This window comes from Enterobacter sp. HK-058-C-ECC, from assembly GCF_047531125.1.
Taxonomy (GTDB): domain Bacteria; phylum Pseudomonadota; class Gammaproteobacteria; order Enterobacterales; family Enterobacteriaceae; genus Enterobacter; species Enterobacter quasiroggenkampii.
Window position 1 is genome coordinate 802,514 of record NZ_JBLKCH010000001.1, and the last position, 26,030, is coordinate 828,543.

Below are 26,030 nucleotides of genomic sequence, written 5' to 3' on the forward strand. Positions count from 1 at the left end.
CGCTACGCTTACCGGGCCTACATAATCCCTCAGTACGCTAGAAAGGCCGTAATCCCCTTCCCACCGGTACCGCACTCATCCACATCGTCACCGCCGCCACCAGCAGAATCACCCCACCCGCCAGCGCAAGCGTGGTCCACCCTATCTGTCGCCACAGCACCGGCGTTTTATTGCCGCTGAGTTTGACCGCCAGCTGACGGAAGCTGTGTACCAGCAGCGCTAAAGACGAAATGGTGAGAGAGGTTCCAGCCGCCATCGCCAGCGCGGACAGCATGCCCCAGCCGAACACGCCGATGACCTTACTGAACAGCAGCACCATGATGGCACCCGAGCACGGGCGCATGCCCATCGAAAGAACAATCATCAACCTCGCGCGCCAGTCGTCGCCGTTCTGTAATTGTTCCTGCGTGGGCAAATGCTGATGTCCGCAGCCGCAGTGTTCATCATGAACGTGGTGCGGCGTAAAGGCTTTGAATGTCGGTTTTTGCAATAGCACGCGCAGCTTTTTCAGCGCCCGCCAGCACAGGATCAGCCCCAGCACGCCCACCAGCGCGTAGCTCCCTTTCTCCAGCCAGAAGCTGCTCATGTGCAGCTGGCGCGCCGGAAGCTGCAAAAGTGAAAGCACAACAACGACCAGCGCAATCGCCACGCCGCCCTGCAGCAGCGAAGAGGCCAGCGTCAGGCCGATGCTCGATTTCAGCTTTGACGGATGGGTGGCAAGCCAGGTGGTAATCACGATTTTGCCGTGCCCCGGCCCCAGCGCGTGCAGAACGCCATAGACAAAACTGAACGCCAGCAGGGATCCGCCCGCTTTGGTCGGGTTCTCCGCCACCGCCTTCAGCAGTCCGCTCATCTGCTGGTTGACCTCACGCTGCCAGATAATGCTTTTCATCATAACCTGCGGCCAGGCCTGCCACAGCCACAGCGCGCCGCAAACCGCTAACAGCAAAAAGAGCGCCAGCGGCCAGAGATGCAGCCAGCGGCGAGGTTTCCGAACCGGAGAGGAGATCACTGACATTGTAACGTCACCTCCTGTGCGAACTGTTTACCCAATTCCATATCCTCGGGTGGGGCATCGTCCTTGTCGAGTGAGACCGCAAAGTTCAGCATCTCTTCGCTGGGCTTCGGGGTATGAACGCCAATTTTGCAGCTTTTTTGCAGCGCGTCCGGCAGCCGTACGTCGCTGTCTTTGTCATAGCGCATATCAACATAGTAAGTGGGATCAAAAGTGGAAAACGTGTACGTTTGCCCGGCCAGCGGCTGAGGATGCGCCAGCGGAAGCACGAACGTCAGCACCGCCTGGTGCCCTTCACGCGTCATCCCGTATTCCGTTGGTCGGTTCAGAAATTTGACCTTTTGGCCGTTATGCCAGAACTCGGTGAAGTAGTGCTGGCCGAGCACGTTGGCCATTACTTCCGCCGCCAGCTTTTTCCAGATTTCGTCACCGGGCTTCGCGTTTCCCGCGTCATAGAGCAGGTCAGCCGAGGTGATTTCATCCATCGTCCAGCGCATTTTCAGGCCGCTCAATTGCGTGCCGTCGGTGACCAGCTCGGTTTTGAGGTCAATAAAGCTGTGAGGGTGTGCGCTGGCAGTTAAGCTGATAACCGCCAAAAATAACGCCATCGCACATTGTTTAACTGTTTGCATCAATTCCTCACGTCAAAAATTCTGTGATGTTCCCCAGCAATCCTGAATGAAAGGCCTGCCGGCGCGCTTTTCAGCGCTCATCCTTTAGCTATTCTTATCAAACATTCACACTGGATACCCGACAGATGATGACGACGCTTGAAATTCCATCTGTGCTTTCCAGTTCGCAGCGCCGCTGCCAGGTGCTTTTGATGCTTTACCTGCCCGATGCTGCCGTCACCGCACAGAGCATAATCGCTGCCAACGGCGTGGACGACGCGATGGCACGGCAAGATATAGCCGAGACGCGCGATGAAATCCAGCGCTATCACCGGCTGGATATCGTTACGCACCACGACGGCTGCTACCGGATTGAAGGCACAGCCCTGAATCAGCGTTTATGCCTGCTGCACTGGCTGCGCCGGGCGCTACGGCTTTGCCCGCAGTTCGTCTCGCACCAGTTTACCCCCGCATTAAAAACCGCGCTTAAACAACACGGCATCGCGCGCCCGCTTTACGACGATGCGAACCTGCGGGCGCTGATCGGTTTCTGCTCACGCAAGCTCCAGCGCCAGTTTGAATGCCGCGACGTCCAGTTTTTACAGCTCTATCTGCAATACTGCCTTATTCAGCACCAGCTCGGGAATACGCCGCAGTTTTCCCACGTTCAGCGCAGCTGGACCCAGTCGAGAGGGGAGTATTTTACGGCGCAGGAGATCGTGCGCCACTGGAGACGGCGCGTCCCGCAGGGGGCCCACGGGGATGAACAGCTGTTTCTGGCGCTGCTGTTTATGATGCTCCGCACCCCCGATCCGGTGCTTGATAAGCACCAGCAGGATCAGCGTCTGCGCCGGGCCATCGTGCGCATGGTGGCCCGCTTTCGTTCGCAGACCGGGATGAACTTCAGCGATGAACAAGGGCTGACCGATCAGCTGTATATCCATCTGGCTCAGGCGCTTGACCGTTCGCTGTTTGAGATCGGCATCGACAATAGCCTGCCGGAGGAGATCCACCGCCTTTATCCCCGACTGTTACGCACTACGAAAGAGGCGCTGTTTGAGCTGGAGGCGGAATTTGGGCTACGTTTTTCCGATGAAGAGATGAGCCTCGTGGCGGTGATTTTTGGGGCCTGGCTGATGCAGGAGACTGACCTGCATGAAAAACAGGTGATCCTGCTGACGGGAGAAGACAAAGCCTGTGAGGAGCAGATCGAACAGCAGCTTCGCGAGCTGACGCTGCTGCCGCTCAACATTCGCTATCTGACGCTGCAGGCTTTTCAGAAAGAGGGGGCACCGCGCGAAGCCGCGCTGGTTATCACCCCCTACCCGACTGCCCTGCCGCTGTTCTCGCCGCCGCTGATCCATGCCGTTGAGACACTGAACGCGCAGCAGCAAGAACATATTCGCGCCATGCTAGAATCATAGCGACGCGCGTGCGGCCACTTTCGGTCGAACAAACATTGCCGGTAGCGCCACCAGAGCCATTACCCAGAACACGCCATGCCCCAGATGCTGGTAGAGGAACCCTGCAAAGACCGTCATGATCGCGATACTGCCCCCCATTGCCACTGCCGAATAGACGGCCTGCAGGCGAATCACGTCCCCGCCCTCGCGTGCAGCGATATAGCGCATGGCCGCCAGATGGCACACGGTAAAGGTGCCGCAGTGAAGAATTTGCGCCACAATCAGCCACGGCAGATCGGTCGTCCAGCCCATAATCCCCCAGCGCGCCACGCCGCACACGGCGGAAAGGAGCAGCAGGTCACGCGCGCCAAAGCGGCGGAACAGTTTTTTGCTCAGGGCAAAGATAATGACTTCGGCCACCACGCCCAGCGACCACAGATAGCCCACGGCGGAAGCGGAATATCCTGCGCCTTGCCAGTAGATGGCGCTGAAACCATAGTACGCCGCATGTGCCCCCTGAAGGAGGCACACGCACGCCAGAAAACGCCAGCTCTGTGCGACCAGGCTCCGCCATGCGGGCCAGCCAGCGCTCTCCTGATGGCGGCTTTCCCCTTGCGGCATCACCGATGGTCGCAGCAGCATGCCCAGCAGCATCGAGGCAATACCGATGCTCAACAGGGCAAGAATGGCGCGGTAATCGTACAGGCTGACCAGTTTGCCCACCAGCGCCGAGCCAATCACAAAGGCGATAGAGCCCCACAGGCGCACGCGACCGTAGTCCATGGTGATCTGCTTTTGCCAGGTGTTCGCCAGGGCATCCGTTAAAGGCACCAGCGGTGAGAAGAACAGGTTAAAGCCGACCATCACCACCATCAGCCAGGCAAACTGGTGGCTGACCCAGAAGCAGGCCACAAAGACCAGGGTCAGCAGAGCAAGAATACGCACGGCCTTGATCAGTAAGGAGGGATCGCTGACGCGCGGAGCGATCAGCAGGCTGCCGAGGAAACGCGCCACCAGCCCGGCTCCCAGCAGGACGCCGATGGTCTCGGGCGTCAGGCCGATACCCTTAAGCCAGACGCTCCAGAAAGGCAGAAAAATGCCGTAGCTAAAGAAATAGGTGAAATAACTGAGCGCCAGCCAGCGCGTGGAATGCAAGACCATGAATCCCTCCCGAAATCGAGGCCATAGTCTGGCGAGAATATAAAAATTAAGCAAGTAGATAGCCTGCTATAAATTAACGAAAATTTAACATCTTGTGCAATCGTCTGGCTTATGGCAGGGAATGAAAATATGTATTACGTTTAAATTACTCCACTTGCAGAGGTTTTTCTGCCATGAACTCACTACGTTATCTCGATTTCGGCCAGTCACGTCACCTGCTGCTGCTCATTGGCCGCATCGCACTTGTCGTGCTGTTTATTATCTTTGGTTATCCAAAACTGACGGGGTTTAGCGGCACCGTACAATACATGACCTCGCTGGGCACGCCGATGCCCATGCTGGCGGCCATTATTGCGGTAGTCATGGAAGTGCCTGCCGCCATTCTGATCGTACTGGGGTTTTTCACCCGTCCTCTCGCGGTACTGTTTGTGTTCTACACCCTCGGAACGGCGGTGATTGGGCATCACTACTGGGATATGACCGGCGATGCGGTCGTACCGAATATGATTAACTTCTACAAGAACGTCAGTATTGCTGGCGCCTTTATTTTGCTGGCGATTGTGGGGCCAGGCGCCATCTCCCTGGACCGGCGTTAGCCATAAAAAAAGGCCGCATGCGCGGCCTTTTTTATTTCTGCAAAGCAGAGGAATTATGCGTAAACCGGGAAGCGTGCGCAGATATCCAGAACTTTACCTTTAACGCGCTCGATAACCGCTTCGTCATTGATGTTGTCCAGAACGTCACACATCCAGCCAGCCAGCTCTTTCACTTCTGCTTCTTTGAAGCCGCGGCGAGTCACGGCCGGAGAACCGATACGGATACCGGACGTCACGAACGGGCTCTTCGGATCGTTTGGCACGCTGTTTTTGTTTACGGTGATGTTGGCGCGGCCCAGGGCTGCGTCAGCTTCTTTACCGGTCAGGTTCTTATCAACCAGATCCAGCAGGAACAGGTGGTTTTCAGTCCCGCCAGATACCACTTTGTAGCCACGGTTCAGGAACACTTCCACCATCGCTTTGGCGTTCTTAGCAACCTGCTGCTGGTAAACCTTGAACTCTGGCTCCATCGCTTCTTTCAGCGCGACCGCTTTTGCCGCGATAACGTGCATCAGTGGGCCACCCTGCGCGCTTGGGAACACCGCGGAGTTCAGTTTTTTGTACAGCTCTTCGTCACCGCCTTTCGCCAGGATCAGACCACCGCGTGGACCCGCCAGGGTTTTGTGGGTGGTGGTGGTCACAACGTGAGCGTGTGGAACCGGGTTCGGGTAAACGCCTGCAGCGATCAGACCCGCAACGTGCGCCATGTCAACGAACAGGTAAGCACCGATGCTGTCTGCGATTTCGCGCATTTTTGCCCAGTCAACGATACCGGAGTAAGCAGAGAAGCCACCGATGATCATCTTCGGTTTGTGCTCTTTAGCCTGCTTCGCCATGTCTTCGTAGTCAATTTTACCGGACTCATCAATACCGTAAGGGATGATGTTGTACAGTTTGCCGGAGAAGTTAACCGGGGAGCCGTGAGTCAGGTGGCCGCCCTGCGCCAGGTTCATACCCAGAACGGTATCGCCCGGCTGCAGCAGCGCGGTGTAGACCGCGAAGTTAGCCTGAGAGCCAGAGTGCGGCTGGACGTTTGCATAGTCAGCGCCAAAAAGTTCTTTCGCACGATCGATAGCCAACTGCTCAACGATATCAACGTACTCGCAACCGCCGTAATAGCGTTTGCCCGGGTAACCTTCAGCGTATTTGTTGGTCAGCTGAGAACCCTGCGCCTGCATAACGCGCGGGCTGGTGTAGTTTTCGGAGGCGATCAGTTCGATGTGCTCTTCCTGACGTACTTTTTCCTGCTCCATAGCCTGCCACAGTTCGGCATCATAATCGGCAATGTTCATTTCACGCTTTAACATCCGCATCTCCTGACTCAGCTAACAAGTAAATTTTGGCCTGAAAAGGCAGTCCTGTTGGAGGACGGGCAACAGTATAACTGATTAGTTCTGTGATAACAGGTCTTGACAAACGATTTTACGCAAACGTTTTCCTACCCGCCACGCAAGGGTTTGAGGAATAAAGCTCTCGCCCTTTCCAGCGGATTTCTTTTCAGGTTTGTGATGCATATTTTTCATCTTGCAAAGAACCATTTACAACGCAGGGGTATTTTTTATAAGATGCATTTAAAATACATCATTAAAGTGACATCAAAAGGACGCGCTCATGCTCGACGCTCAAACCATCGCTACCGTAAAAGCCACCATTCCCCTGCTGGTGGAAACCGGCCCTAAACTCACCGCTCATTTCTACGATCGCATGTTCACGCACAACCCGGAGCTCAAAGAGATTTTCAACATGAGCAACCAGCGTAACGGCGATCAACGTGAAGCGCTGTTCAACGCCATCGCGGCGTACGCCAGCAATATTGAAAACCTGCCAGCGTTGCTGCCTGCGGTGGAAAAAATCGCGCAGAAACATACCAGCTTCCAGATCAAACCCGAGCAGTACGACATCGTGGGTGGTCACCTGCTGGCAACGCTGGACGAGATGTTCAGCCCGGGCCAGGAGGTGCTGGACGCGTGGGGTAAAGCCTACGGAGTGCTGGCAAACGTGTTTATCAACCGTGAAGCGCAGATCTACAGCGAAAACGCCAGTAAGAACGGTGGCTGGGAAGGCACGCGCGCGTTCCGCATCGTTGAGAAAACGCCGCGCAGTGCGTTAATCACCAGCTTCGAGTTTGAGCCGGTGGACGGTCAACCGGTGGCCGATTACCAGCCAGGGCAGTATCTGGGCGTGTGGCTGAAGCCTGAAGGTTTCCCGCATCAGGAGATCCGTCAGTATTCTCTTACCCGCAAGCCAAACGGTAAAGGCTACCGCATTGCGGTGAAGCGTGAGGACGGCGGTCAGGTTTCCAGCTGGCTGCACAACGAAGCGAACGTGGGCGACGTGGTCCATCTGGCCGCGCCAGCGGGCGACTTCTTTATGGCCGTTGAAGCCCATACGCCGGTCACGCTGATCTCTGCGGGCGTCGGCCAGACGCCGATGCTGGCGATGCTCGATACGCTGGCAAAATCACACCACGGTGCACAGGTTAACTGGTTCCATGCCGCCGAAAACGGCGACGTGCACGCCTTTGCGGATGAGGTGAAAACGCTCGGGGCCTCCCTGCCACGTTTCAGCGCGCACACCTGGTATCGCCTGCCGACGGAAGCAGACCGCGCAGCTGCCCGCTTTGACAGCGAAGGTCTGATGAATTTAAGCCAGATGGAAGGGGCGTTTAGCGCGCCGGACATGCAGTTCTACGTCTGCGGGCCGGTGGCGTTTATGCAGTATGCCGCGCAGCAGCTGGTGGGGCTGGGTGTGAACAAAGACAGCATTCATTACGAGTGCTTCGGCCCGCATAAGGTGCTGTAATCGCCCGGCGGCGCTTCGCTTGCGCGGGCCTACGAAGAGTTTTGTAGGCCGGGTAAGCGCAGCGCCACCCGGCAAGAACGTTAAATCGCAGCGTCGTCTTCTTCGCCGGTACGGATACGGATCACGCGCGCCACGTCAAAGACGAAGATTTTACCGTCGCCAATTTTGCCGGTTTGCGCCGTGCGGATAATGGTGTCCACGCAGGTGTCCACGATATCGTCGCTGACCACGATTTCAATTTTCACTTTCGGCAGAAAGTCGACCATGTATTCTGCGCCACGGTAAAGCTCGGTGTGACCTTTCTGACGACCAAAACCTTTCACTTCCGTCACGGTCATCCCGGTGATGCCGACTTCCGCCAGCGCTTCACGCACATCATCCAGTTTGAAAGGTTTAATAATCGCATCAATCTTTTTCATGGTGGGTCCTTAAACTCTTGCCTGTAAGCTGCCTCGTAATCGATTGCTCACAGTACCATATTCAGGCGAATTTTGCGGTACTACTCTTTAAAATCGTTCGCTTCCAGCTCGTGACGCGAGAGTAGCTTGTAAAACTCGGTGCGGTTGCGCCCGGCCATCCGCGCCGCGTGGGTCACGTTGCCTTTGGTGATCTGCAGCAGCTTGCGCAGATAGTTCAGCTCAAACTGGTTACGCGCTTCGGCAAACGTCGGCAGCGCCGTGTTTTCCCCTTCCAGCGCCTGCTCCACCAGCGCGTCGCTGATGACCGGTGAGGAGGTCAGCGCCACGCACTGCTCAATCACGTTGACCAACTGACGCACGTTACCCGGCCAGCTTGCGGCCATCAGCCGCTTCATCGCATCGGTGGAAAACGCACGCACGAACGGTTTATGACGATCGGCCGCCTGACGCAAAAGATGGTTCGCCAGCAGCGGGATGTCTTCCGCACGTTCGGCCAGCGCCGGGATCTTCAGGTTGACCACGTTCAGACGGTAGTAGAGATCTTCGCGGAACTCGTTGCGGGCCATCACTTTTGGCAGATCGCGGTGGGTAGCGGAGATAATTCGCACGTTAATATCGATATCGCGGTTGCTGCCCAGCGGGCGCACTTTGCGCTCCTGCAGCACGCGTAGCAGCTTGACCTGCAGCGGCGCGGGCATGTCGCCAATCTCGTCCAGGAACAGCGTGCCACCTTCCGCCGCCTGGAACAGCCCCTCCCGGCTGCTTACCGCGCCAGTGAATGCGCCGCGGGCATGACCAAACAGTTCGGATTCAAGCAGTTGTTCCGGGAGCGCGCCGCAGTTAATCGCAATAAAGGCGTTCTTGCTGCGCGGGCTGGCGTTATGAATCGCCTGCGCGAGGATCTCTTTCCCGGTTCCGCTCTGGCCGTTGATGAGCACGCTGACGTCAGACTGCGCCACCATCCTCGCCTGTTCCAGCAGGCGCAGCATCACGGGGCTGCGGGTGACGATAGGCTCCCGCCACGCTTCATCCCCCGCCGGAGCGGCATGTTCCAGCGCGCTGTCGATAGCCTTATACAGCGCGTCTTTGTCCACCGGCTTGGTCAGGAAGCTGAATACGCCCTGCTGCGTCGCGGCAACCGCATCCGGGATCGACCCGTGCGCGGTCAGGATAATCACGGGCATCCCCGGCTGCTGCTTCTGGATCTCCGCAAACAGCTGCAGGCCGTCCATTTCATCCATCCGCAGGTCGCTTATCACCAGATCGATTTTCTCGCGGCTGAGAATTTTCAGCCCCTCCAGCCCGCTTTCCGCGGTCACGACGCTGTAGCCTTCACTCACCAGACGCATCCCCAGCAGCTTTAACAGACCGGGATCGTCATCCACCAGTAAGAGATGGGCTGGTTTACGGCTCGTCATGCTTCACATCCTCTTGTTTCGGCGTATCGCTGTCCGGCGCAGCGGATGAACTCCCCGGCTGATATTTACGCGACGAGAGCTGTCTTTCGATATCGGTCAGGTTCTCCAGCTTACGCGTCGTGGTATCCAGCTGCGTACGTAAATGTTGCTGCTGTTGGCGCAGTGTATCAAGCTCGCTATCGGTTGACTGTTGCAGCTTGCTGTAGCGGGAGCGCTCTTCAGAAAGCTGAAGCTGTAGCGTCTGTCCCTCGCGCCAGAGCTGGTATACAGGGCGGATCTGTACCGGGAGATTGACCACAAACGTGTCCAGTCGGGTCACGTTGGCGCGGCGTTCAACGGGAGTGATTTTCGCATCCGCCAGCAAAATCCCACGCTTGAACGCGTCCTGCCAGGTATCATCATCCAGCATCGCCGCTTTCGCGCGGGCATCAACCGGCGCCAGACGCTGGGCGCAGTCTATCCCGCGCAGCCAGAACAGCGGGTTACTTTCGACGTCATGCCCCGACAGGTTCCAGATGTCGTCACAGCGGGTTGAGAGGAAATCGGCCAGCTGGTTATCGGGCCATTTATCTTCTTGTTTATCGCTAATCGCACTTTGCGGCACATGGGAAACACACCCAGCCAGAAATAAACAGGGCAGGCTCAGGCGAAGCGTGCTGCGGGAAAACACCGCGCGTACGGCGCGGGAAAAGACGTGTGACATACTCACCAGACATAGATTCATTTTATTGATTTTTCCGGCTCAGGGGCAGTTCAATACGGAAGCAAACATCCGAACGTTCGTCCGTGGCAATGTTTAGCTCACCCTGCATGCGTCGTATGCAGTCCCGGGCGATGCTTAAGCCCAGACCACTGCCTTTCACCGCACCTTTCCGCTGATGACTCCCCTGGAAAAAGGGCTCGAAGATCATGGTTTTTTCGTCATCGGGGATCGGGGTGCCGGTGTTAGCGACGTCTATAAACACCCGGGAACCCTTCATATAGCTTCGGATATAAATGTTACCGGATTCAGTACCATAGTGCACCGCATTGGAATAAAGATTATCCAGCACGCTCATTAGCAGCATGGGTTCAGCGAGACAGGTCGGCGCATTCAGCTCTACACCGGTATGCATCATTTTAGCTCTTGCTGGCAAGCTATGGGCGGAGATCACCATATCCACCAGCGGTTCAATGTCGACGTTTTCCAGTACAACCGCCCCGTCAGCCAGCTTGCGGTTGTAATCCAGCAGTTGCTCAATCAGCTTCTGCAGATTGCGGCTGCTGTTATCCAGGATCTCGACAATTTCTTTCTGTTCGGGCGTAAGCGGCCCTGCCACTTCGTCCGCCAGCAGTTCCGTCCCTTCGCGCATGCTGGCCAGCGGCGTTTTAAGCTCATGGGAGATATGGCGCAGGAACTGATGACGCTGTGATTCAAGCCACGCCAGGCGCTCGGACAGCCAGATAATACGCTGACCGACGGAACGCAATTCGCGAGGGCCTTTAAAAGCGACCGTATCACCCAGTGATTTTCCCTCCCCCAGGCGGTTGATCATCCGCTGGATCCCCTTCACCGGGCCGATGATCATGCGGGTAAAGAGCAGAACCAGCCCGAGGCTCACGAGGAACAGCACCAGCGCCTGCCAGCCGAAGAACTGGCCGCGCTCGGCGATCTCCTGCTGAAGCTGCTGGCCGCGCGAGAAAATCACCGTGCGGGTTGACTGCACCATCTCGGTGTTGGCGTTGGCGAAGGCTTCCAGGCGCGCGGCGGCAGCGGAATCCGGACCGCTGTTACTGCACTGCAGCTGCGCGAGATCGTTCAGATCCTGACGTAACGCCTGATACAGCTTGTCGTCAGGCAATACGCCGGCGTGGGCATCCAGCATTTCGCTGTAGCGCTTGCGCTGACTCTGGTACACCTTTTCCAGCGTGCGATCGTCAAGCACGCAGTACTGACGATAGCTGCGCTCCATCTCCAGGGCGGCGTTGGTCATGGCCTCACTGCGCCGGGCGTCAATGAGCGTCGTGCGGTTGGTTAATGCCGCCTGCGCGCTCAGCGCGTTCAGGCTTTGCCACGCCTGCCAGGCAAGGATCAGCAACGGCAGCAGGATCAGCAGAAAGGCCATCATGACGAGCTGTCGCAGGGAGCGGGGAAAAACGGGCCAGCGTTTCAACGCATTACTCTCTTAATGGGGTTTACGCAGAGCGTAACTGAGTCTGCCCTTCAGATACAACAAAGCCGGGTAAAAACCCGGCTTTGTCATGGAATGAGGCGGTGCCTAACTCGACGTTTCGCCCTGGCCTGATAAAGCATCGCTATGATCAGTAGTTGGACGGCAGGCACCTTTTTGTGCGTCATTCGAAGTTTATGTAGCACGTCCCGAAGGGGCTGACATAAGAAGGTGAATGAGCCACTGGTTAATATTATGCAACACTCGTGCCAGAATGCAAAACAAAAAATTAACACATTGAAATATATGATTTTTACTCGTTTAACCCGTTCGTTATCGGTTGAATGATTTTCAGGCTAAGTGTCGCTGTTCAGCAACACCTTAACGGGAACCTTTTCTGCCACATATAAATCAATAGGTTAAATGTCTCCTTTTGGAGACACTCACACCAAAGGGTTGTCGCGATTTTGCGACAGAGACAAAAAAGCCCGGTGGCGCTTGCGCTCACCGGGCCTACAGTCAGGACGCTGAAACTTAACCCAGCTGCTTACGCGCGTTGCGGAAGATACGCATCCACGGGCTGTCCTCGCCCCAGTTTTCCGGGTGCCAGGAGTTGCTCACGGTGCGGAACACACGTTCCGGATGCGGCATCATGATGGTGGCACGACCGCTTTCGCTGGTTACCGCCGTAATACCGTTGGCGGAGCCGTTCGGGTTAGCCGGGTAGGTTTCCGTGACCTTGCCGAAGTTATCGACAAAGCGCAGCGCTACCAGACCTTTGCTCTCCAGCTGAGCCAGATGCGCGGCATCACGCACTTCGACCTGACCTTCGCCATGCGACACCGCGATTGGCATCTGCGACCCGACCATTCCCTGCAGCAGCAGAGACGGGCTCTGGGTCACTTCCACCAGGCTGAAGCGTGCTTCGAAGCGGTCAGACTGGTTACGCACAAAGCGCGGCCAGGCTTCGCTGCCCGGGATCAGTTCGCGCAGGTTAGACATCATCTGACAGCCGTTGCACACGCCCAGCGCCAGGGTCTGCGGACGATGGAAGAAGGTTTCGAACTCGTCGCGCACGCGGCTGTTGAAGAGGATAGATTTCGCCCAGCCCTCGCCCGCACCCAGCACGTCACCGTAGGAGAAACCACCGCACGCCACCAGCGCCTGGAAATCTTCCAGACCGGTACGTCCGGCCAGCAGGTCGCTCATGTGGACGTCGATAGCGTCAAAGCCCGCGCGGTGGAAGGCGGCAGCCATCTCAACGTGGGAGTTAACGCCCTGCTCGCGCAGCACGGCCACTTTCGGACGCGCACCGGTCGCAATGTACGGCGCGGCGATGTCTTCGTTGATGTCGAAGGATAGCTTCACGTTCAGGCCTGGATCCTGGTCATTGGCCTTCGCGTTGTGCTCCTGATCGGCACATTCCGGGTTATCACGCAGGCGCTGCATCTGCCAGGTGGTTTCCGCCCACCACATGCGCAGCGTGGTGCGGCTTTCGCTGAACACGGCGTGACCGTCAGCTTCAATGACGAAGCGATCGCCCTGAACGGCTTTACCCAGATAGTGCACGCAGTCAGCCAGACCGTGCTGCGCCAGAATCGCTTCAACCGCGTCGCGATCTGCCGCACGCACCTGAATCACGGCGCCCAGCTCTTCGTTAAACAGCGCCGCCAGACGATCTTCGCCCAACGTAGCGATGTTGGCTTCAACCCCACAGTGGCCGGTGAAGGCCATCTCAGCCAGGGTCACCAGCAGGCCGCCGTCGGAACGGTCGTGGTAGGCCAGCAGCTTACGCTGCGCCACCAGCGCCTGGATGGCGTCGTAGAAGCCCTTCAGCTGCGCTACGTCGCGCACGTCGGCTGGCTTATCGCCAAGCTGACGGTAAACCTGCGCCAGCGCGGTGGCGCCCAGCGCGTTGTGGCCTTTACCCAGGTCAATCAGCAGCAGGGCGTTATCTTCGGTCGCCAGCTGCGGCGTAACGGTGTGACGCACGTCTTCCACGCGGGCAAACGCGGTGATCACCAGCGACAGCGGGGAGGTCATCTCGCGCTGCTCGTTACCTTCCTGCCAGCGGGTTTTCATCGACATGGAGTCTTTGCCCACCGGAATGGTCAGGCCGAGGGCAGGACACAGCTCCTCACCCACCGCCTTCACGGCTTCATACAGGCCCGCATCTTCGCCTGGGTGACCGGCAGCGGCCATCCAGTTTGCGGAGAGCTTGATACGTTTGATGTCGCCAATCTGCGTCGCCGCGATGTTGGTCAGCGCTTCACCGACCGCCAGACGGGCAGAGGCCGCGAAGTCCAGCAGCGCGACCGGGGTGCGTTCGCCCAGCGCCATCGCTTCGCCGTAGTAGCTGTCGAGGCTCGCGGTGGTCACGGCGCAGTTCGCCACCGGGATCTGCCACGGGCCAACCATCTGATCGCGGGATACCATACCGGTCACGGTACGGTCGCCGATGGTCACCAGGAAAGTTTTCTCAGCAACAGCTGGCAGGTGCAGCACGCGATTAACGGCTTCAGCTACGGTAATGCCCTGGCGATCCAGCGCTTTGCCCGCCGCTTTACGGGTCTGCACGTCGCGGGTCATCTTAGGCGTTTTACCGAGCAGAACGTCGAGCGGCAGATCGATCGGCTGGTTGTCGAAATGGGTGTCGCTCAGAGTCAGGTGCTGCTCTTCGGTCGCTTCACCGATGACGGCATACGGCGCGCGCTCGCGGCGGCACAGTTCGTCAAACAGCGGCAGCTGATCCGCCGCAACGGCCAGCACGTAGCGCTCCTGGGATTCGTTACACCAGATTTCCAGTGGGCTCATGCCCGGCTCATCGCTCAGGATATCGCGCAGGTTGAAACGGCCACCGCGGCCGCCGTCGCTCACCAGCTCCGGCATGGCGTTGGACAGACCGCCCGCGCCCACGTCGTGGATAAAGAGGATCGGGTTAGCATCGCCCAGCTGCCAGCAGCGGTCGATCACTTCCTGGCAGCGACGCTCCATCTCAGGGTTGTCACGCTGCACGGACGCGAAGTCGAGATCCGCATCAGACTGGCCGGAGGCCATCGAAGAGGCCGCACCGCCGCCCAGACCGATGTTCATCGCCGGGCCGCCGAGCACGATCAGCTTCGCGCCGACGACGATCTCGCCTTTCTGCACGTGATCGGCACGGATGTTGCCGATCCCGCCCGCCAGCATGATCGGTTTGTGGTAGCCGCGCAGCTCTTCGCCGTTGTGGCTGTCCACTTTCTCTTCATAGGTACGGAAGTAACCGTTCAGCGCCGGACGACCAAATTCGTTGTTAAACGCCGCGCCGCCCAGCGGGCCTTCGGTCATGATATCAAGCGCGGTCACAATGCGCTCTGGCTTGCCGAAATCTTCTTCCCACGGCTGTTCAAAGCCCGGGATACGCAGGTTGGAGACGGAGAAACCGACCAGACCCGCTTTGGGTTTTGCACCACGACCGGTCGCCCCTTCGTCACGGATTTCACCGCCTGAGCCGGTCGCCGCACCCGGCCACGGGGAGATCGCGGTCGGGTGGTTGTGGGTTTCAACCTTCATCAGGATATGCGCGGGCTCCTGATGGAAGTCATAGCGCCCTGCTTCGCGATCGGCGAAGAAGCGGCCCACCTCGGAACCTTCCATCACCGCGGCGTTGTCTTTATAGGCAGACAGCACGTGGTCAGGGGTTTGCTCCATGGTGTTTTTGATCATTTTGAACAGCGACTTTGGCTGCTGTTCGCCGTCAATAATCCAGTCGGCATTGAAAATCTTGTGACGGCAGTGCTCAGAGTTCGCCTGCGCGAACATATAGAGCTCGATGTCGTTCGGGTTACGGTTGAGCTTAACGAACGCATCCTGCAGGTAGTCGATTTCGTCTTCTGCCAGCGCCAGGCCGAGACGCAGGTTGGCGTCAATCAGTGCCTGACGGCCCTGCCCCAGCAGGTCCACGCTCTGTACTGGCGCAGGCTGATGGTGGGAGAAAAGCTTCTGCGCGTCATCGAGAGAGGCAAACACGCTCTCCATCATGCGGTCGTGCAGTTCAGCCGCAACCGCCTGCCACTGCGCGTCGCTCAGGGTAGAGGCTTCCACATAGTACGCCACGCCGCGCTCCAGACGGTTAATCTGGCTCAGGCCACAGTTGTGGGCGATGTCGGTGGCTTTGGAAGACCAAGGGGAGATGGTGCCCGGACGCGGCGTCGCAAGGATCAGTTTGCCGGTTGGCGTATGGCTGCTGAGGCTTGGGCCATACTTGAGCAGGCGTTCCAGCTGTACGCGCTCCTCTGCATTCAGGGGGGCATTCAGGTCAGCAAAATGGACATACTCAGCGTAAATATTGCTTACCGGAAGGTCGGCCGCCTGAAAACGTGCCAGCAGTTTGGTAATACGGAAGGCAGACAGTGCAGGCGAACCACGCAGAATTTCCATCATAAGTCTCTCGTCTTCGAAGCGCCGGGGCGCTTACAGTGTGCGCAAGGGGGGAAAACGGGCGTCATTATAGAGAATCCTGAGCGCCGACGAAACCGTTTGCGTCGAAATAAAATTGACGAAGAGATTTAACAATAGATGTGACCTGTCTCTCTAATTGGTTGCCAAGTGGCGCAAGTTTACGCAAAATGCCGCTCATTCAATGGCAAACCTTATTGTTAACATGGCTACAGCAGACTGAGGCAACCGGCGTCGCAGAGAATTAACTAATTGAAAAAATTAAAGATTAATTATCTGCTCATCGGCATTGTAACGTTGCTGCTGGCAGTGGCCCTCTGGCCTTCCCTCCCCTGGATCGGCAAAGCCGAAAACCGTATCGCCGCCATTCAGGAGCGGGGGGAATTGCGCGTCAGTACCCTTAACTCTCCGCTGATTTACAGCGACATCAACGGCAAAATCATTGGTCTGGATTATGAACTGGCACAACAGTTCGCCGATTATCTTGGCGTGAAGCTAAAAATCACCGTCCGCCAGAATATCAACCAGCTGTTTGATGACCTCGATAACGACGATGCCGACATGCTTGCCGCCGGGCTGGTGTATAACAGCGAGCGCAGCAAAAACTACCAGCCAGGCCCGACGTACTACTCCGTTTCGCAGCAGCTGGTTTATCGCGTCGGGAGCCTGCGCCCGCGCTCGCTGGCCTCGATTAACGATCGGCAGCTGACGATTGCCCCCGGTCACGTGGTAATTGACGATCTGCGCGAGCTCAAGGAGAAGAAATATCCGGACCTGAGCTGGACGGTGGATGCGAAACTCGGCACGACGGAGCTGCTGGAGCAGGTAAAAGATCAGAAAGTCCCCTACACCATCGCCGATTCGGTCGCGATCAGCCTGTTCCAGCGGGTGCATCCTGAAATCGCCGTGGCGCTGGACGTCACGGACGAGCAGCCTGTGACCTGGTTTACTCAGCTCGATGACGATCAGACCCTCTCTGCCGCGATGCTCGATTTCTTCAACACCATGAATGAAGACGGTACGCTGGCGCGCCTGGAGGAGAAGTACCTCGGGCATGGTGATGACTTTGACTACGTTGACACCCGCAGCTTCCTGCGTGCGGTAGACAGCGTCCTGCCGGACCTGCAGCCGCTGTTCGAAAAATACGCCCAGGAAATTGACTGGAAACTGCTGGCGGCTATTTCGTATCAGGAATCCCACTGGGATACCCAGGCCACGTCTCCGACTGGCGTACGTGGTTTGATGATGTTAACCAAAAATACCGCGCTGAGCCTGGGCGTCAATGACCGTACCGATGCGGAACAGAGCATCAGCGGCGGCGCGCGCTACCTGCAGGATATGATGGCCAAAGTCCCGGAAACGGTGCCGGAAGAGGAGCGGATCTGGTTCGCGCTGGCGGCCTACAATATGGGCTATGCGCATATGCTGGATGCGCGAGCGCTGACGGCCAAAACGAAAGGCAACCCGGACAGCTGGTCAGACGTAAAGCAGCGGCTGCCGCTGCTGAGCCAGAAGCCATGGTATAACAAGCTGACGTACGGCTACGCGCGCGGGCATGAAGCCTACGCCTACGTGGAAAATATCCGTAAATATCAGATTAGCCTGGTCGGGTATCTGCTGGAGAAAGAAAAAGAGGCGACAGAGGCCAAACAGCTGGCCCAAAGCTACCCTGTCGTGGCGCCGGACGAGCTTAATCGGCCGACGGCTTCAATTCTGCCTTTTGCTGCTTTTTCTGCTGACGGCGCATTCGAAAGAAATCGCTTAATAGCCCCGAACACTCTGGTGCAAGCACCCCGCCGATAGTCTTCACCTGGTGGTTCATCCCCGGGTGACCCAGCACGTCCATCAGTGAACCGGCCGCGCCGGTTTTTTCATCCCGCGCACCGAAGACTAAAGTCCCGATCCGGCTGTGCACCATCGCCCCGGAACACATCACGCACGGCTCAAGCGTCACATACAGCGTGGTATCAAGCAGGCGATAGTTTTGCAGCACCAGACCGCCCTGACGAAGCGCCATGATTTCGGCGTGCGCGGTAGGATCGTGGCGGCCAATGGGGCGGTTCCACCCTTCACCAATCACCTGGTTATTGTGGACCAGCACGGCGCCCACGGGCACTTCGCCCTCGTCCCAGGCACGCTGAGCCAGCGTCAGCGCATGGCGCATCCAGTATTCATGGTCGAGTTCAGGGTTGGACAACGGTTGATACTCCAGTCGAAAAGCGGGGCGCATTATACACGCCGATTATGGATAAGACTATTCGAGTTGCTGGAGTTCACCTGATGGCGTAACGCGCCAGCGATGCTGGCAAAAATAGAGCAGCGGGTTGTCCTGTTTACTGTCGCTGTAGCCGCTGTACAGGCGCAGCGGCGTACCGATGCGTTTCTCCAGCTGGACCACTTTTTCATGCCCCAGGCAGCGCATCGTCAGCACCCAACCGCCGTAGCCGCGGGCAATTTGCGTGGCAATAAGATTCACGCGCGGAAGCCAGGGGGTATCAAAATAGACTTGCTCCACCAGCGTCTGCGGGGAGCCGGTAATCAGCCAGATGTCCGCATCATTCGCGTCGAGATAGCCGGTCAGGCGCGCCTGCACCACCGGAAAGGCGGCAACGTGGCCGCGAAACCAGTGCGCAAAATCCTGCTCCAGCTGTTTAAGCCGCGCTTCGCTGTGCCCAAACGTACATCCCCACAGCAGCAGGCTCATCGGCCATCGCGCCGCACGGCCTTTCACCAGCAGCGCGATACCGATCGCCGGTAAGAGCGGTAGCACGAGCAGCGCATTCAGAGGTAGACGCCGCAGCAGGTAACGCATAAACGTACCAAACATATCCTGCTGATGCAGCGTGCCATCCAGGTCGAAAAAGACAACGCGACGCGCGTGATTTGCCAAACCTTACTCCTCTGGGTCGTTGAATCCTAATAGCCAGGTAAACAGGAACCCGGCGATCACCGCTACTAAATAGCCTAACAGATAGAGCATCACTTTTCCGGTCACGATGGTTAATGCCAGCGGTAAACCCGAAATGCCAAAGGTAATAACGGTTGCGACCTTCCAGTAGCTGATCAGCGCCCCGCCTACCGCGCCGCCCAGACAGGCCGCGAGGAACGGTTTACCCAGCGGCAGCGTGACGCCAAAAATCAGCGGCTCGCCAATACCGAGCAGGCCGACCGGGAGTGCGCCTTTAATCACCTTTTTCAGACGCGCGTTGCGGGTTTTCATCAGTACCGCAATCGCCGCACCGACCTGCCCCACCCCCGCCATCGACAGAATTGGCAGAAGCGCGTTATAGCCGTGCGCTTGCACCAGCTCGACGTGGATCGGTACCAGCCCCTGATGCAGGCCGGTCAGCACCAGCGGCAGGAAAGTACCCGACAGCACCGCGCCCACTAACAGGCCGCCGCGGTCAATCGCCAGCGACGCACCGTGGGCGATGGCTTCAGAGATCCACCCGCCTAACGGCTGGAGGGCGACAATCGCTACGCTACCGGTAATCAGCGTAGTCAGCAGCGGGTTGAGAATCAGCTCAATCGAGCCTGGCAGAACCGCGCGCAGCCTTTTCTCAATCCAGCACATCAGGATGACCACCAGCAGCACCGCAATCACCCCGCCGCGGCCGGGCTGGAGCGCCTCACCAAACAGCGTGATCTGCGCCAGCTGCGGGCTGGACAAGATGCCCGCCATCACGCCGCCCATCGCCAGCGATCCGCCAAACACCTTCGCGGTATTGACCCCGACCAGAATGTTCATAATGGCGAACACCGCGCTGCCGAAGATCCCGAGAATCCCCAGCAGGTTCGGATACTGCGTGGCGAAATCCCCCACAATATCCGGTCGCTTGAGGATATTGATGATCCCGGTGATCAGGCCCGAAGCAATAAACGCCGGGATCAGCGGAATGAAGACGTTTGCGAGCTGTCGCAGCGCGTCGCTCATCGGGGCTTTATATTTGGCCTTCACCTGTGCCTTGGTGCGCTCAGCATCATCAATCGACACGCTCGCGCTAACGCCCATCAGCGCCCGCATGGCATCGACAACCTGCGCCGCTTTCCCCGGGCCGACGATCAGCTGATGCTGCTGACCCTGTTTCACGTAGCCGCTGACGCCGGAAAGTTGCTTCAGACGTGGCACGTCAAGCTGGTCGTCGTTATGCACCTCGACGCGTACCCGCGTCATGCAGTTTTCGAGACGCTGAATATTTTTTTCCCCACCGATCCCCTGCAGGATACCGCTGGCGAGCGCTGCTGTTTTGTCCATACACGCCTCTGTTAGTTTTCTAATGCCGCCCGTAAGAAGCCGTTATGCGCATCGAGTTTGGCTCTCGCGCTCGCCGCATCCAGCCCGCTTAAGATCATCAGAATGGCAGGCTTAACATCGTGATCGGTCTGTTTGAGCACCGCTTCCGCCTCTTCACGGCCTGCGCCCGTCGCCTCCATCACCATGCGGCAGGCTCTGTCCACCAGCTTGACGTTGGTGGCCTGCATATCCACCATCAGGTTCTGATACACCTTGCCGAACTTCACCATCGCGCCGGTGGAGATCATATTGAGCACCAGCTTTTGCGCGGTCCCGGATTTCAGGCGCGTGGAGCCGGTGAGCGCTTCCGGCCCGACCACCGGAGAGATAGCGATAGCGGCCACCTGTGCAATCGGTGAGCCTGGGTTACAGGAGATGGCGACCGTCGTGCAGCCGGTCTGGTTAGCGTATTCCAGCCCGCCAATGACGTACGGCGTGCGCCCGGATGCCGCCAGCCCGACCACCAGATCCTTCGCCGTCAGATTCAGCGCCTTCAGGTCATCCTCGCCCAGCTGTTTGTTATCTTCCGCTCCTTCAACGGCTTTCAACAGCGCACCGGGTCCACCGGCAATCAGCCCAACCACCAGACCATGCGGCACCCCAAAGGTTGGCGGACATTCTGACGCGTCCAGGACCCCAAGACGCCCGCTGGTCCCCGCCCCCATGTAAATAATGCGTCCACCGGCCTTGAGGGCTTCCGCCGCCGCATCTACCGCTTTCGCCACCTCAGGTAATGTCTCTTTCACTGCCTGCGCGACCAGCGTATCCTGTTGATTAAAGCGGTTAACCAGCTCCAGGGTGGAGAGCGCATCCAGATCCATGGTTTGCGGGTTACGCGTTTCAGAAACAAGTGAGCCAAGATTCATTTTTGTACCTCAAGAATTTTTAATTCATAATAATCACACTATAATGGAATATAAAATTCATTCAGGCGAGCAAAATCCGTATTTGCGCAGATAATCACATTTTCGCCAGGAGACCGTATGAACTGTTTAATTCGCATTCGCCAGCGCTACGCAGGCTTTGCCCAAAGCGACAAGAGGCTGGCGGATTTTCTGCTTTCTCAACCCGATCACGCGCGCCATCTCAGCTCGCAGCAGCTGGCGAGTGAAGCCGGGGTGAGCCAGTCCAGCGTGGTGAAATTTGCGCAGAAGATTGGCTTTAAGGGATTCCCCGCCCTCAAGCTGGCGATCAGTGAAGCGCTGGTCAGTAACCCCAATCCGCAGTCCATGCCGGTGCATAATCAGATCCGCGGAGACGATCCGATGCGGCTGGTCGGCGAAAAGCTGATCAAAGAGAACGTGGCGGCCATGCATGCGACGCTCGATGTGAATACGGAAGAGAAGCTGCTGGAGAGCGTGGCGATGCTGCGCGGCGCGCGGCGAATCATTCTGACCGGCATCGGCGCGTCCGGACTTGTGGCGCGTAACTTTGGCTGGAAGCTGACAAAAATTGGCCTTAACGCCATCGTCGAGCAGGATATGCACGCCCTGCTGGCGACCGTACAGGCGATGGATCCTGACGATCTGCTGCTGGCGATCTCCTATTCCGGCGAGCGCCGCGAGATCAACATGGCCACCGATGAGGTCCTGCGCGTCGGCGGTAAAATTCTGGCGATCACCGGTTTTACGCCGAATGCCCTGCAGCAGCGGGCCACGCGCTGTTTATATACCATTGCCGAGGAGCAGGCCACGCGCAGCGCGGCTATCTCGTCCACCAGCGCACAGATGATGCTGACGGACCTGCTGTTTATGGCGCTGGTGCAGCAGGATCTGGAGCGTGCGCCCGAGCGCATTCGCCACAGCGAAGAACTGGTAAAGAAACTGGTTTGACGCGTATAATGCCCGCCCAGTTTGTGTTGTTTCTGAGAATTTCCTGATGGCGCTGTTAATTACCAAAAAATGCATTAATTGCGATATGTGCGAGCCCGAATGCCCGAACCAGGCCATTTCGATGGGCGACAGCATTTATGAGATTAACAGCGACCGCTGCACCGAATGCATCGGCCACTATGAAACGCCGACCTGTCAGAAAGTGTGCCCGATCCCCAATACCATCCTGAAGGATCCGGCACACGTCGAGAGCGAAGAGCAGCTGTGGGATAAGTTTGTCCTGATGCACCACGCGGACAAACTTTAACTTTCGATGATCACCGTTGCGCTGGCATAGTGGCGCTCATCGGCGATCGTCACGTGCACGTGATTCACGCCCAGCTTCTCGGCCAGCTTTTGCGCCTCGCCCCATAAGCGCAGGCTTGGCTTACCCAGCTCATCGTTAAACACTTCAAACTGGTTGAACGCCAGACCGTTACGAATGCCGGTTCCGAAGGCTTTGGCGGCCGCCTCTTTTACCGCAAAGCGCTTCGCCAGGAAACGCACAGGCTGCTGATGCGCTTCCCAGATGGCCCATTCGTTATCGCTCAGCACGCGTCTTGCGAGGCGATCGCCGCTCCGGGCAATCACCGCTTCAATGCGGGCTATTTCAACGATATCGGTGCCTAAGCCCAGAATGGCCATTACTGACGCGCTTCCTGCATCAGGCGTTTCATCTCTGAGACCGCCTCTTTCAGGCCGCTCATCACCGCACGGCCAATAATCGCGTGACCGATGTTCAGCTCGTGCATTTCCGGGATGGCGGCAATGGGCTTCACGTTATGGTAGGTCAGGCCGTGACCGGCATTGACCTTCAGACCCAGGCTCGCCGCGTAGGTGGCCGCTTTAGCAATACGCTCCAGCTCTTTCGCCTGCTCTTCATCATTTTTGGCATCGGCATAGCAGCCGGTGTGAATTTCGATATACGGCGCGCCCACGTCGGCTGCCGCTTTAATCTGGGTGAAATCGGCGTCAATAAACAGCGAAACCAGGATACCGGCATCCGCCAGGCGCTTGCAGGCATCGCGCATTTTGTCGAGCTGACCGGCCACATCCAGACCGCCTTCGGTCGTCACTTCCTGGCGTTTTTCCGGCACCAGGCAGCAGAAGTGCGGCTGGGTCTCACAGGCAATCGCCAGCATCTCTTCGGTGACCGCCATCTCCAGATTCATACGGGTATCCAGCGTCTGGCGCAGAATGCGCACGTCGCGGTCGGTGATATGGCGACGGTCTTCACGCAGATGAACGGTAATGCCGTCGGCGCCAGCCTGTTCAGCGATAAACGCCGCCTGAACCGGATCGGGATACGCCGTGCCGCGCGCATTACGCAGCGTGGCGATATGATCGATGTTGACGCCTAACAGTAATTCAGCCATGACAATCCTCGGTTTTCTTTTCGATTCTGTAGTCTAACGTTTCGGCACAAACTGCCTGAATAATTCGCGGCTCTTTAAGGGCTTACCGCCAAGATACGGCTTGAGGGCAATCCGGGTAAAGCGTTTTGCTGCGCGCAGGGTATCCTGATCGGGAAACTCGCGCTCATACAGCGCCCGGAGCTGGCGCCCGGTAAAGGTGCTGTTGTCGATCACGATGCTGGCAATAAAGCCCTTTTCTTCTCGGTAGCGGTAGGTCATGTTGTCTTCCACTTCGTCACCGCTGCCCGCACAGTGCAGAAAATCGACCCCGTACCCAAGATGGCCCAGCAGCGCCAGTTCAAAACGCCGCAGCGCAGGCTCGGGCGTGCCGGTTGCGCCAGCCAGCGCCTGGATACAGTGCAGATAATCAAAGAAAAGTTCAGAGAAGCGCGTCTCATGTTCAAGAACGCGTGAGATGAGTTCATTGACATACAGGCCGCTGTAGAGCGTGATGCCCGAGAGAGGAAGCGCCAGGGAGACGGCTTCGGCGCTGCGCAGGGTTTTAACTTCCCCTCGCCCACCAAAACGTACCAGCAGCGGCGTGAAAGGCTGTAAGGCGCCTTTCAGGTTAGAACGTTTGGAACGTGCGCCTTTTGCAACAAGGCGCACGCGGCCCGACTCTTCCGTGAAGACGTCCAGCATCAGGCTGGTTTCGCTCCAGGGACGACTATGCAGGACAAAGGCGCGCTGCCATCCATCCATATGCTCGTCGTCTTGCGTTACTGGTCTTCGCCGTAACCGAGGCTGCGCAGAGCACGCTCATCATCGGCCCAGCCAGATTTCACTTTCACCCACAGTTCGAGGTGAACCGGCGCTTCGAACATCTCCTGCATGTCCTTACGGGCTTCAATGCCGATGGTTTTGATCTTGGCGCCTTTGTTGCCGATCACCATCTTCTTCTGCCCTTCGCGCTCAACGAGGATCAGACCGTTGATATCGTAGCCGCCACGCTCGTTGCTCTGGAAACGCTCGATCTCCACCGTCACAGAGTACGGCAGTTCAGCACCCAGGAAACGCATCAGCTTTTCACGGATGATTTCAGACGCCATAAAGCGCTGAGAACGATCGGTGATGTACTCTTCCGGGAAGTGGTGAATCGCTTCCGGGAGGTGCTTACGCACGATGCCCGCGATGGTGTCCACGTTCAGCCCCGTCTCCGCAGACAGCGGGACGATATCAAGGAAGTTCATCTGGCTACCGAGCCACTGCAGATGCGGCAGCAGATCGGCCTTTTCCTGCACGTTGTCAACTTTGTTGACGGCGAGGATGACCGGCGTTTTGCCGTCGCGCAGCTTGTTCAGCACCATCTCGTCGTCCGGCGTCCAGCGGGTGCCTTCCACAACGAAAATCACCAGCTCCACGTCGCCAATCGAGCTACTCGCCGCCTTGTTCATCAGACGGTTGATAGCACGCTTCTCTTCCATGTGCAGGCCCGGGGTATCGACGTAGATCGCCTGATACGCGCCTTCAGTATGGATACCGACGATGCGGTGACGCGTGGTCTGCGCCTTACGCGAGGTGATGGAAATTTTCTGCCCAAGCAGATTATTCAGCAGAGTAGATTTGCCAACGTTCGGACGTCCGACGATGGCAATAAATCCGCAATAGGTCTTGTCTTCGCTCATTCCAGCTCCAGCATTTTTAACGCCTGTTCGGCGGCAGCCTGTTCAGCCTTACGACGGCTTGAACCTGTGCCCACCACCGGTTCACTCAGGCCACTGACCTGGCAATGGATGGTAAATTCCTGATCGTGCGCTTCGCCACGAACCTGCACCACCAGATAAGATGGCAGCGGCAGATGACGACCCTGCAAATATTCCTGCAGGCGCGTTTTGGGATCTTTCTGTTTATCGCCCGGGCTGATTTCGTCCAGACGGGTCTGATACCAGTTCAGGATCAGCTTTTCGACGGTCTGGATATCGCTGTCCAGGAACACACCACCAATTAATGCTTCGACCGTATCGGCAAGAATAGATTCACGACGGAAGCCGCCGCTTTTCAGTTCACCCGGCCCAAGACGCAGACATTCGCCCAGTTCAAATTCGCGCGCGATTTCCGCAAGGGTATTACCCCGAACCAGCGTGGCGCGCATGCGGCTCATATCCCCTTCATCCACACGCGGGAAACGATGATAAAGCGCATTCGCAATCACGAAACTTAAAATAGAGTCGCCTAAAAACTCGAGACGCTCATTATGTTTGCTGCTGGCACTGCGGTGGGTTAATGCCTGTTGCAACAACTCCTGATGATGAAAAGTGTAGCCCAGCTTCCGTTGAAGCCGATTAATTACGATGGGGTTCATGCGATACCAATAAATGAATGCGTCAAAAATGCAGCACACGAAACCGACCTGAGAAAACCAACGCGGTTTCGTGTGCCGTGGCACCCTTGCAGGGCCAACCTTAAACTTCGGGGGAATATTCTATACACAACGACAG

At 57.5% G+C, this 26,030-nt stretch carries 24 protein-coding genes; 6 read left to right on the forward strand and 18 right to left on the reverse strand.

What is annotated here, in order from left to right:
• Positions 1 to 37: 37 nt before the first annotated feature.
• Together ACMWJS_RS03940 and ACMWJS_RS03945 are read right to left on the reverse strand one after the other, a co-directional pair.
• Complete coding sequence (locus tag ACMWJS_RS03940; protein WP_045908547.1) at positions 38 to 1,018, reverse strand: nickel/cobalt transporter; 981 nt, start codon at positions 1,016 to 1,018, stop codon at positions 38 to 40.
• The gene (locus tag ACMWJS_RS03945; protein WP_167211952.1) at positions 1,009 to 1,647 is read right to left on the reverse strand and encodes a DUF1007 family protein; all 639 of its coding nucleotides are present in this window, start codon (positions 1,645 to 1,647) and stop codon (positions 1,009 to 1,011) included. The genes ACMWJS_RS03940 and ACMWJS_RS03945 overlap by 10 nt, the downstream gene beginning before the upstream one ends.
• 125 nt (positions 1,648 to 1,772) lie before the next feature.
• On the opposite strand from ACMWJS_RS03945, the gene csiE reads away from it, so the two are divergent.
• Entirely contained in the window at positions 1,773 to 3,050 is a 1,278-nt protein-coding gene (gene csiE, locus ACMWJS_RS03950; RefSeq protein WP_069719829.1) for a stationary phase inducible protein CsiE, read from the forward strand.
• On the opposite strand, the gene ACMWJS_RS03955 is transcribed toward csiE, so the two are convergent.
• A complete protein-coding gene (locus ACMWJS_RS03955; RefSeq protein ID WP_167211955.1) occupies positions 3,045 to 4,190 on the reverse strand; it encodes a 3-phenylpropionate MFS transporter in 1,146 nt (381 codons plus the stop codon). The genes csiE and ACMWJS_RS03955 overlap by 6 nt on opposite strands.
• A 173-nt stretch (positions 4,191 to 4,363) precedes the next feature.
• Here ACMWJS_RS03955 and ACMWJS_RS03960 point away from each other — a divergent pair, with 173 nt between their 5' ends.
• Positions 4,364 to 4,786, forward strand: coding sequence for a DoxX family protein (locus ACMWJS_RS03960; protein ID WP_008502164.1), 423 nt, complete (start codon positions 4,364 to 4,366; stop codon positions 4,784 to 4,786).
• Positions 4,787 to 4,839: 53 nt separating this feature from the next.
• Here ACMWJS_RS03960 and glyA read toward each other — a convergent pair whose 3' ends face one another.
• On the reverse strand, positions 4,840 to 6,093 hold the full coding sequence (gene glyA, locus ACMWJS_RS03965) for a serine hydroxymethyltransferase (RefSeq protein ID WP_008502165.1): 1,254 nt from the start codon (positions 6,091 to 6,093) through the stop codon (positions 4,840 to 4,842).
• A 304-nt stretch (positions 6,094 to 6,397) separates the two neighbouring features.
• Here glyA and hmpA point away from each other — a divergent pair, with 304 nt between their 5' ends.
• Positions 6,398 to 7,588, forward strand: a complete 1,191-nt coding sequence (gene hmpA / locus ACMWJS_RS03970) for an NO-inducible flavohemoprotein (RefSeq protein ID WP_414746647.1) — start codon at positions 6,398 to 6,400, stop codon at positions 7,586 to 7,588.
• 80 nt (positions 7,589 to 7,668) lie between these two features.
• Here the strand turns inward: hmpA and glnB are convergent, their stop codons facing one another.
• The 5 genes from glnB to purL all read right to left on the reverse strand — a co-directional run bounded on the left by glnB (position 7,669) and on the right by purL (position 15,997).
• Positions 7,669 to 8,007 (reverse strand): nitrogen regulatory protein P-II, encoded by a 339-nt coding sequence (gene glnB, locus ACMWJS_RS03975; protein WP_003860685.1) that lies wholly within the window; start codon positions 8,005 to 8,007, stop codon positions 7,669 to 7,671.
• An 80-nt stretch (positions 8,008 to 8,087) separates the two neighbouring features.
• A complete protein-coding gene (glrR, locus tag ACMWJS_RS03980; protein ID WP_045908542.1) occupies positions 8,088 to 9,425 on the reverse strand; it encodes a two-component system response regulator GlrR in 1,338 nt (445 codons plus the stop codon).
• Positions 9,412 to 10,149 (reverse strand): two-component system QseEF-associated lipoprotein QseG, encoded by a 738-nt coding sequence (qseG, locus tag ACMWJS_RS03985; protein ID WP_023325881.1) that lies wholly within the window; start codon positions 10,147 to 10,149, stop codon positions 9,412 to 9,414. Before qseG ends, glrR begins: the two co-directional genes overlap by 14 nt.
• 1 nt (position 10,150) lies before the next feature.
• On the reverse strand, positions 10,151 to 11,578 hold the full coding sequence (gene qseE, locus ACMWJS_RS03990; protein WP_414746648.1) for a two component system sensor histidine kinase QseE/GlrK: 1,428 nt from the start codon (positions 11,576 to 11,578) through the stop codon (positions 10,151 to 10,153).
• A 531-nt stretch (positions 11,579 to 12,109) separates the two neighbouring features.
• Complete coding sequence (gene purL, locus ACMWJS_RS03995; protein WP_414746649.1) at positions 12,110 to 15,997, reverse strand: phosphoribosylformylglycinamidine synthase; 3,888 nt, start codon at positions 15,995 to 15,997, stop codon at positions 12,110 to 12,112.
• A gap of 267 nt (positions 15,998 to 16,264) precedes the next feature.
• On the opposite strand from purL, the gene mltF reads away from it, so the two are divergent.
• A complete protein-coding gene (gene mltF / locus ACMWJS_RS04000; RefSeq protein ID WP_048029578.1) occupies positions 16,265 to 17,815 on the forward strand; it encodes a membrane-bound lytic murein transglycosylase MltF in 1,551 nt (516 codons plus the stop codon).
• Here the strand turns inward: mltF and tadA are convergent.
• From tadA to murQ, 4 genes are read right to left on the reverse strand one after another with little or no spacing between them, the layout of a single operon-like run.
• Complete coding sequence (tadA, locus tag ACMWJS_RS04005) at positions 17,703 to 18,209, reverse strand: tRNA adenosine(34) deaminase TadA (protein ID WP_214608234.1); 507 nt, start codon at positions 18,207 to 18,209, stop codon at positions 17,703 to 17,705. The two genes, mltF and tadA, sit on opposite strands and share 113 nt — an antisense overlap.
• Before the next feature lie 57 nt (positions 18,210 to 18,266).
• Positions 18,267 to 18,902: a phosphatidylglycerophosphatase C gene (yfhb, locus tag ACMWJS_RS04010; protein ID WP_045908537.1), complete on the reverse strand. Its 636-nt coding sequence runs from the start codon at positions 18,900 to 18,902 to the stop codon at positions 18,267 to 18,269.
• Between the two features lie 3 nt (positions 18,903 to 18,905).
• Entirely contained in the window at positions 18,906 to 20,267 is a 1,362-nt protein-coding gene (locus ACMWJS_RS04015; RefSeq protein ID WP_045908536.1) for a PTS transporter subunit EIIC, read from the reverse strand.
• Between the two features lie 11 nt (positions 20,268 to 20,278).
• Positions 20,279 to 21,172: an N-acetylmuramic acid 6-phosphate etherase gene (gene murQ, locus ACMWJS_RS04020; protein WP_045908535.1), complete on the reverse strand. Its 894-nt coding sequence runs from the start codon at positions 21,170 to 21,172 to the stop codon at positions 20,279 to 20,281.
• 117 nt (positions 21,173 to 21,289) lie between these two features.
• Between murQ and ACMWJS_RS04025 the strand changes: the two genes are divergently transcribed.
• Together ACMWJS_RS04025 and ACMWJS_RS04030 are read left to right on the forward strand one after the other, a co-directional pair.
• Entirely contained in the window at positions 21,290 to 22,138 is an 849-nt protein-coding gene (locus tag ACMWJS_RS04025) for a MurR/RpiR family transcriptional regulator (protein WP_414746650.1), read from the forward strand.
• Between the two features lie 46 nt (positions 22,139 to 22,184).
• A complete protein-coding gene (locus ACMWJS_RS04030) occupies positions 22,185 to 22,445 on the forward strand; it encodes a YfhL family 4Fe-4S dicluster ferredoxin (RefSeq protein ID WP_008502177.1) in 261 nt (86 codons plus the stop codon).
• On the opposite strand, the gene acpS is transcribed toward ACMWJS_RS04030, so the two are convergent.
• Genes acpS through rnc form a run of 5 tightly spaced genes read right to left on the reverse strand, consistent with a single transcriptional unit; the run spans position 22,442 to position 25,894 of the window.
• The gene (gene acpS / locus ACMWJS_RS04035; protein ID WP_008502178.1) at positions 22,442 to 22,822 is read right to left on the reverse strand and encodes a holo-ACP synthase; all 381 of its coding nucleotides are present in this window, start codon (positions 22,820 to 22,822) and stop codon (positions 22,442 to 22,444) included. The two genes, ACMWJS_RS04030 and acpS, sit on opposite strands and share 4 nt — an antisense overlap.
• Positions 22,822 to 23,553, reverse strand: coding sequence for a pyridoxine 5'-phosphate synthase (pdxJ, locus tag ACMWJS_RS04040; RefSeq protein WP_045908533.1), 732 nt, complete (start codon positions 23,551 to 23,553; stop codon positions 22,822 to 22,824). The genes acpS and pdxJ overlap by 1 nt, the downstream gene beginning before the upstream one ends.
• Positions 23,554 to 23,586: 33 nt before the next feature.
• Positions 23,587 to 24,294, reverse strand: a complete 708-nt coding sequence (gene recO, locus ACMWJS_RS04045) for a DNA repair protein RecO (RefSeq protein ID WP_414746651.1) — start codon at positions 24,292 to 24,294, stop codon at positions 23,587 to 23,589.
• A 17-nt stretch (positions 24,295 to 24,311) separates the two neighbouring features.
• On the reverse strand, positions 24,312 to 25,217 hold the full coding sequence (gene era, locus ACMWJS_RS04050; RefSeq protein ID WP_069719826.1) for a GTPase Era: 906 nt from the start codon (positions 25,215 to 25,217) through the stop codon (positions 24,312 to 24,314).
• Positions 25,214 to 25,894: a ribonuclease III gene (gene rnc / locus ACMWJS_RS04055; protein ID WP_003860711.1), complete on the reverse strand. Its 681-nt coding sequence runs from the start codon at positions 25,892 to 25,894 to the stop codon at positions 25,214 to 25,216. The genes era and rnc overlap by 4 nt, the downstream gene beginning before the upstream one ends.
• Positions 25,895 to 26,030 lie beyond the last annotated feature (136 nt).

What these genes read in the sequence shown, in the direction of transcription:
- ACMWJS_RS03940 (WP_045908547.1), bottom strand. Translation starts at nt 1,018, where the DNA reads ATGTCAGTGATCTCCTCTCCGGTTCGGAAACCTCGCCGCTGGCTGCAT.
- ACMWJS_RS03945 (WP_167211952.1), bottom strand. Translation starts at nt 1,647, where the DNA reads ATGCAAACAGTTAAACAATGTGCGATGGCGTTATTTTTGGCGGTTATC.
- csiE (WP_069719829.1), top strand. Translation starts at nt 1,773, where the DNA reads ATGATGACGACGCTTGAAATTCCATCTGTGCTTTCCAGTTCGCAGCGC.
- ACMWJS_RS03955 (WP_167211955.1), bottom strand. Translation starts at nt 4,190, where the DNA reads ATGGTCTTGCATTCCACGCGCTGGCTGGCGCTCAGTTATTTCACCTAT.
- ACMWJS_RS03960 (WP_008502164.1), top strand. Translation starts at nt 4,364, where the DNA reads ATGAACTCACTACGTTATCTCGATTTCGGCCAGTCACGTCACCTGCTG.
- glyA (WP_008502165.1), bottom strand. Translation starts at nt 6,093, where the DNA reads ATGTTAAAGCGTGAAATGAACATTGCCGATTATGATGCCGAACTGTGG.
- hmpA (WP_414746647.1), top strand. Translation starts at nt 6,398, where the DNA reads ATGCTCGACGCTCAAACCATCGCTACCGTAAAAGCCACCATTCCCCTG.
- glnB (WP_003860685.1), bottom strand. Translation starts at nt 8,007, where the DNA reads ATGAAAAAGATTGATGCGATTATTAAACCTTTCAAACTGGATGATGTG.
- glrR (WP_045908542.1), bottom strand. Translation starts at nt 9,425, where the DNA reads ATGACGAGCCGTAAACCAGCCCATCTCTTACTGGTGGATGACGATCCC.
- qseG (WP_023325881.1), bottom strand. Translation starts at nt 10,149, where the DNA reads ATGAATCTATGTCTGGTGAGTATGTCACACGTCTTTTCCCGCGCCGTA.
- purL (WP_414746649.1), bottom strand. Translation starts at nt 15,997, where the DNA reads ATGATGGAAATTCTGCGTGGTTCGCCTGCACTGTCTGCCTTCCGTATT.
- ACMWJS_RS04015 (WP_045908536.1), bottom strand. Translation starts at nt 20,267, where the DNA reads ATGGACAAAACAGCAGCGCTCGCCAGCGGTATCCTGCAGGGGATCGGT.
- murQ (WP_045908535.1), bottom strand. Translation starts at nt 21,172, where the DNA reads ATGAATCTTGGCTCACTTGTTTCTGAAACGCGTAACCCGCAAACCATG.
- ACMWJS_RS04025 (WP_414746650.1), top strand. Translation starts at nt 21,290, where the DNA reads ATGAACTGTTTAATTCGCATTCGCCAGCGCTACGCAGGCTTTGCCCAA.
- ACMWJS_RS04030 (WP_008502177.1), top strand. Translation starts at nt 22,185, where the DNA reads ATGGCGCTGTTAATTACCAAAAAATGCATTAATTGCGATATGTGCGAG.
- acpS (WP_008502178.1), bottom strand. Translation starts at nt 22,822, where the DNA reads ATGGCCATTCTGGGCTTAGGCACCGATATCGTTGAAATAGCCCGCATT.
- pdxJ (WP_045908533.1), bottom strand. Translation starts at nt 23,553, where the DNA reads ATGGCTGAATTACTGTTAGGCGTCAACATCGATCATATCGCCACGCTG.
- recO (WP_414746651.1), bottom strand. Translation starts at nt 24,294, where the DNA reads ATGGATGGATGGCAGCGCGCCTTTGTCCTGCATAGTCGTCCCTGGAGC.
- era (WP_069719826.1), bottom strand. Translation starts at nt 25,217, where the DNA reads ATGAGCGAAGACAAGACCTATTGCGGATTTATTGCCATCGTCGGACGT.
- rnc (WP_003860711.1), bottom strand. Translation starts at nt 25,894, where the DNA reads ATGAACCCCATCGTAATTAATCGGCTTCAACGGAAGCTGGGCTACACT.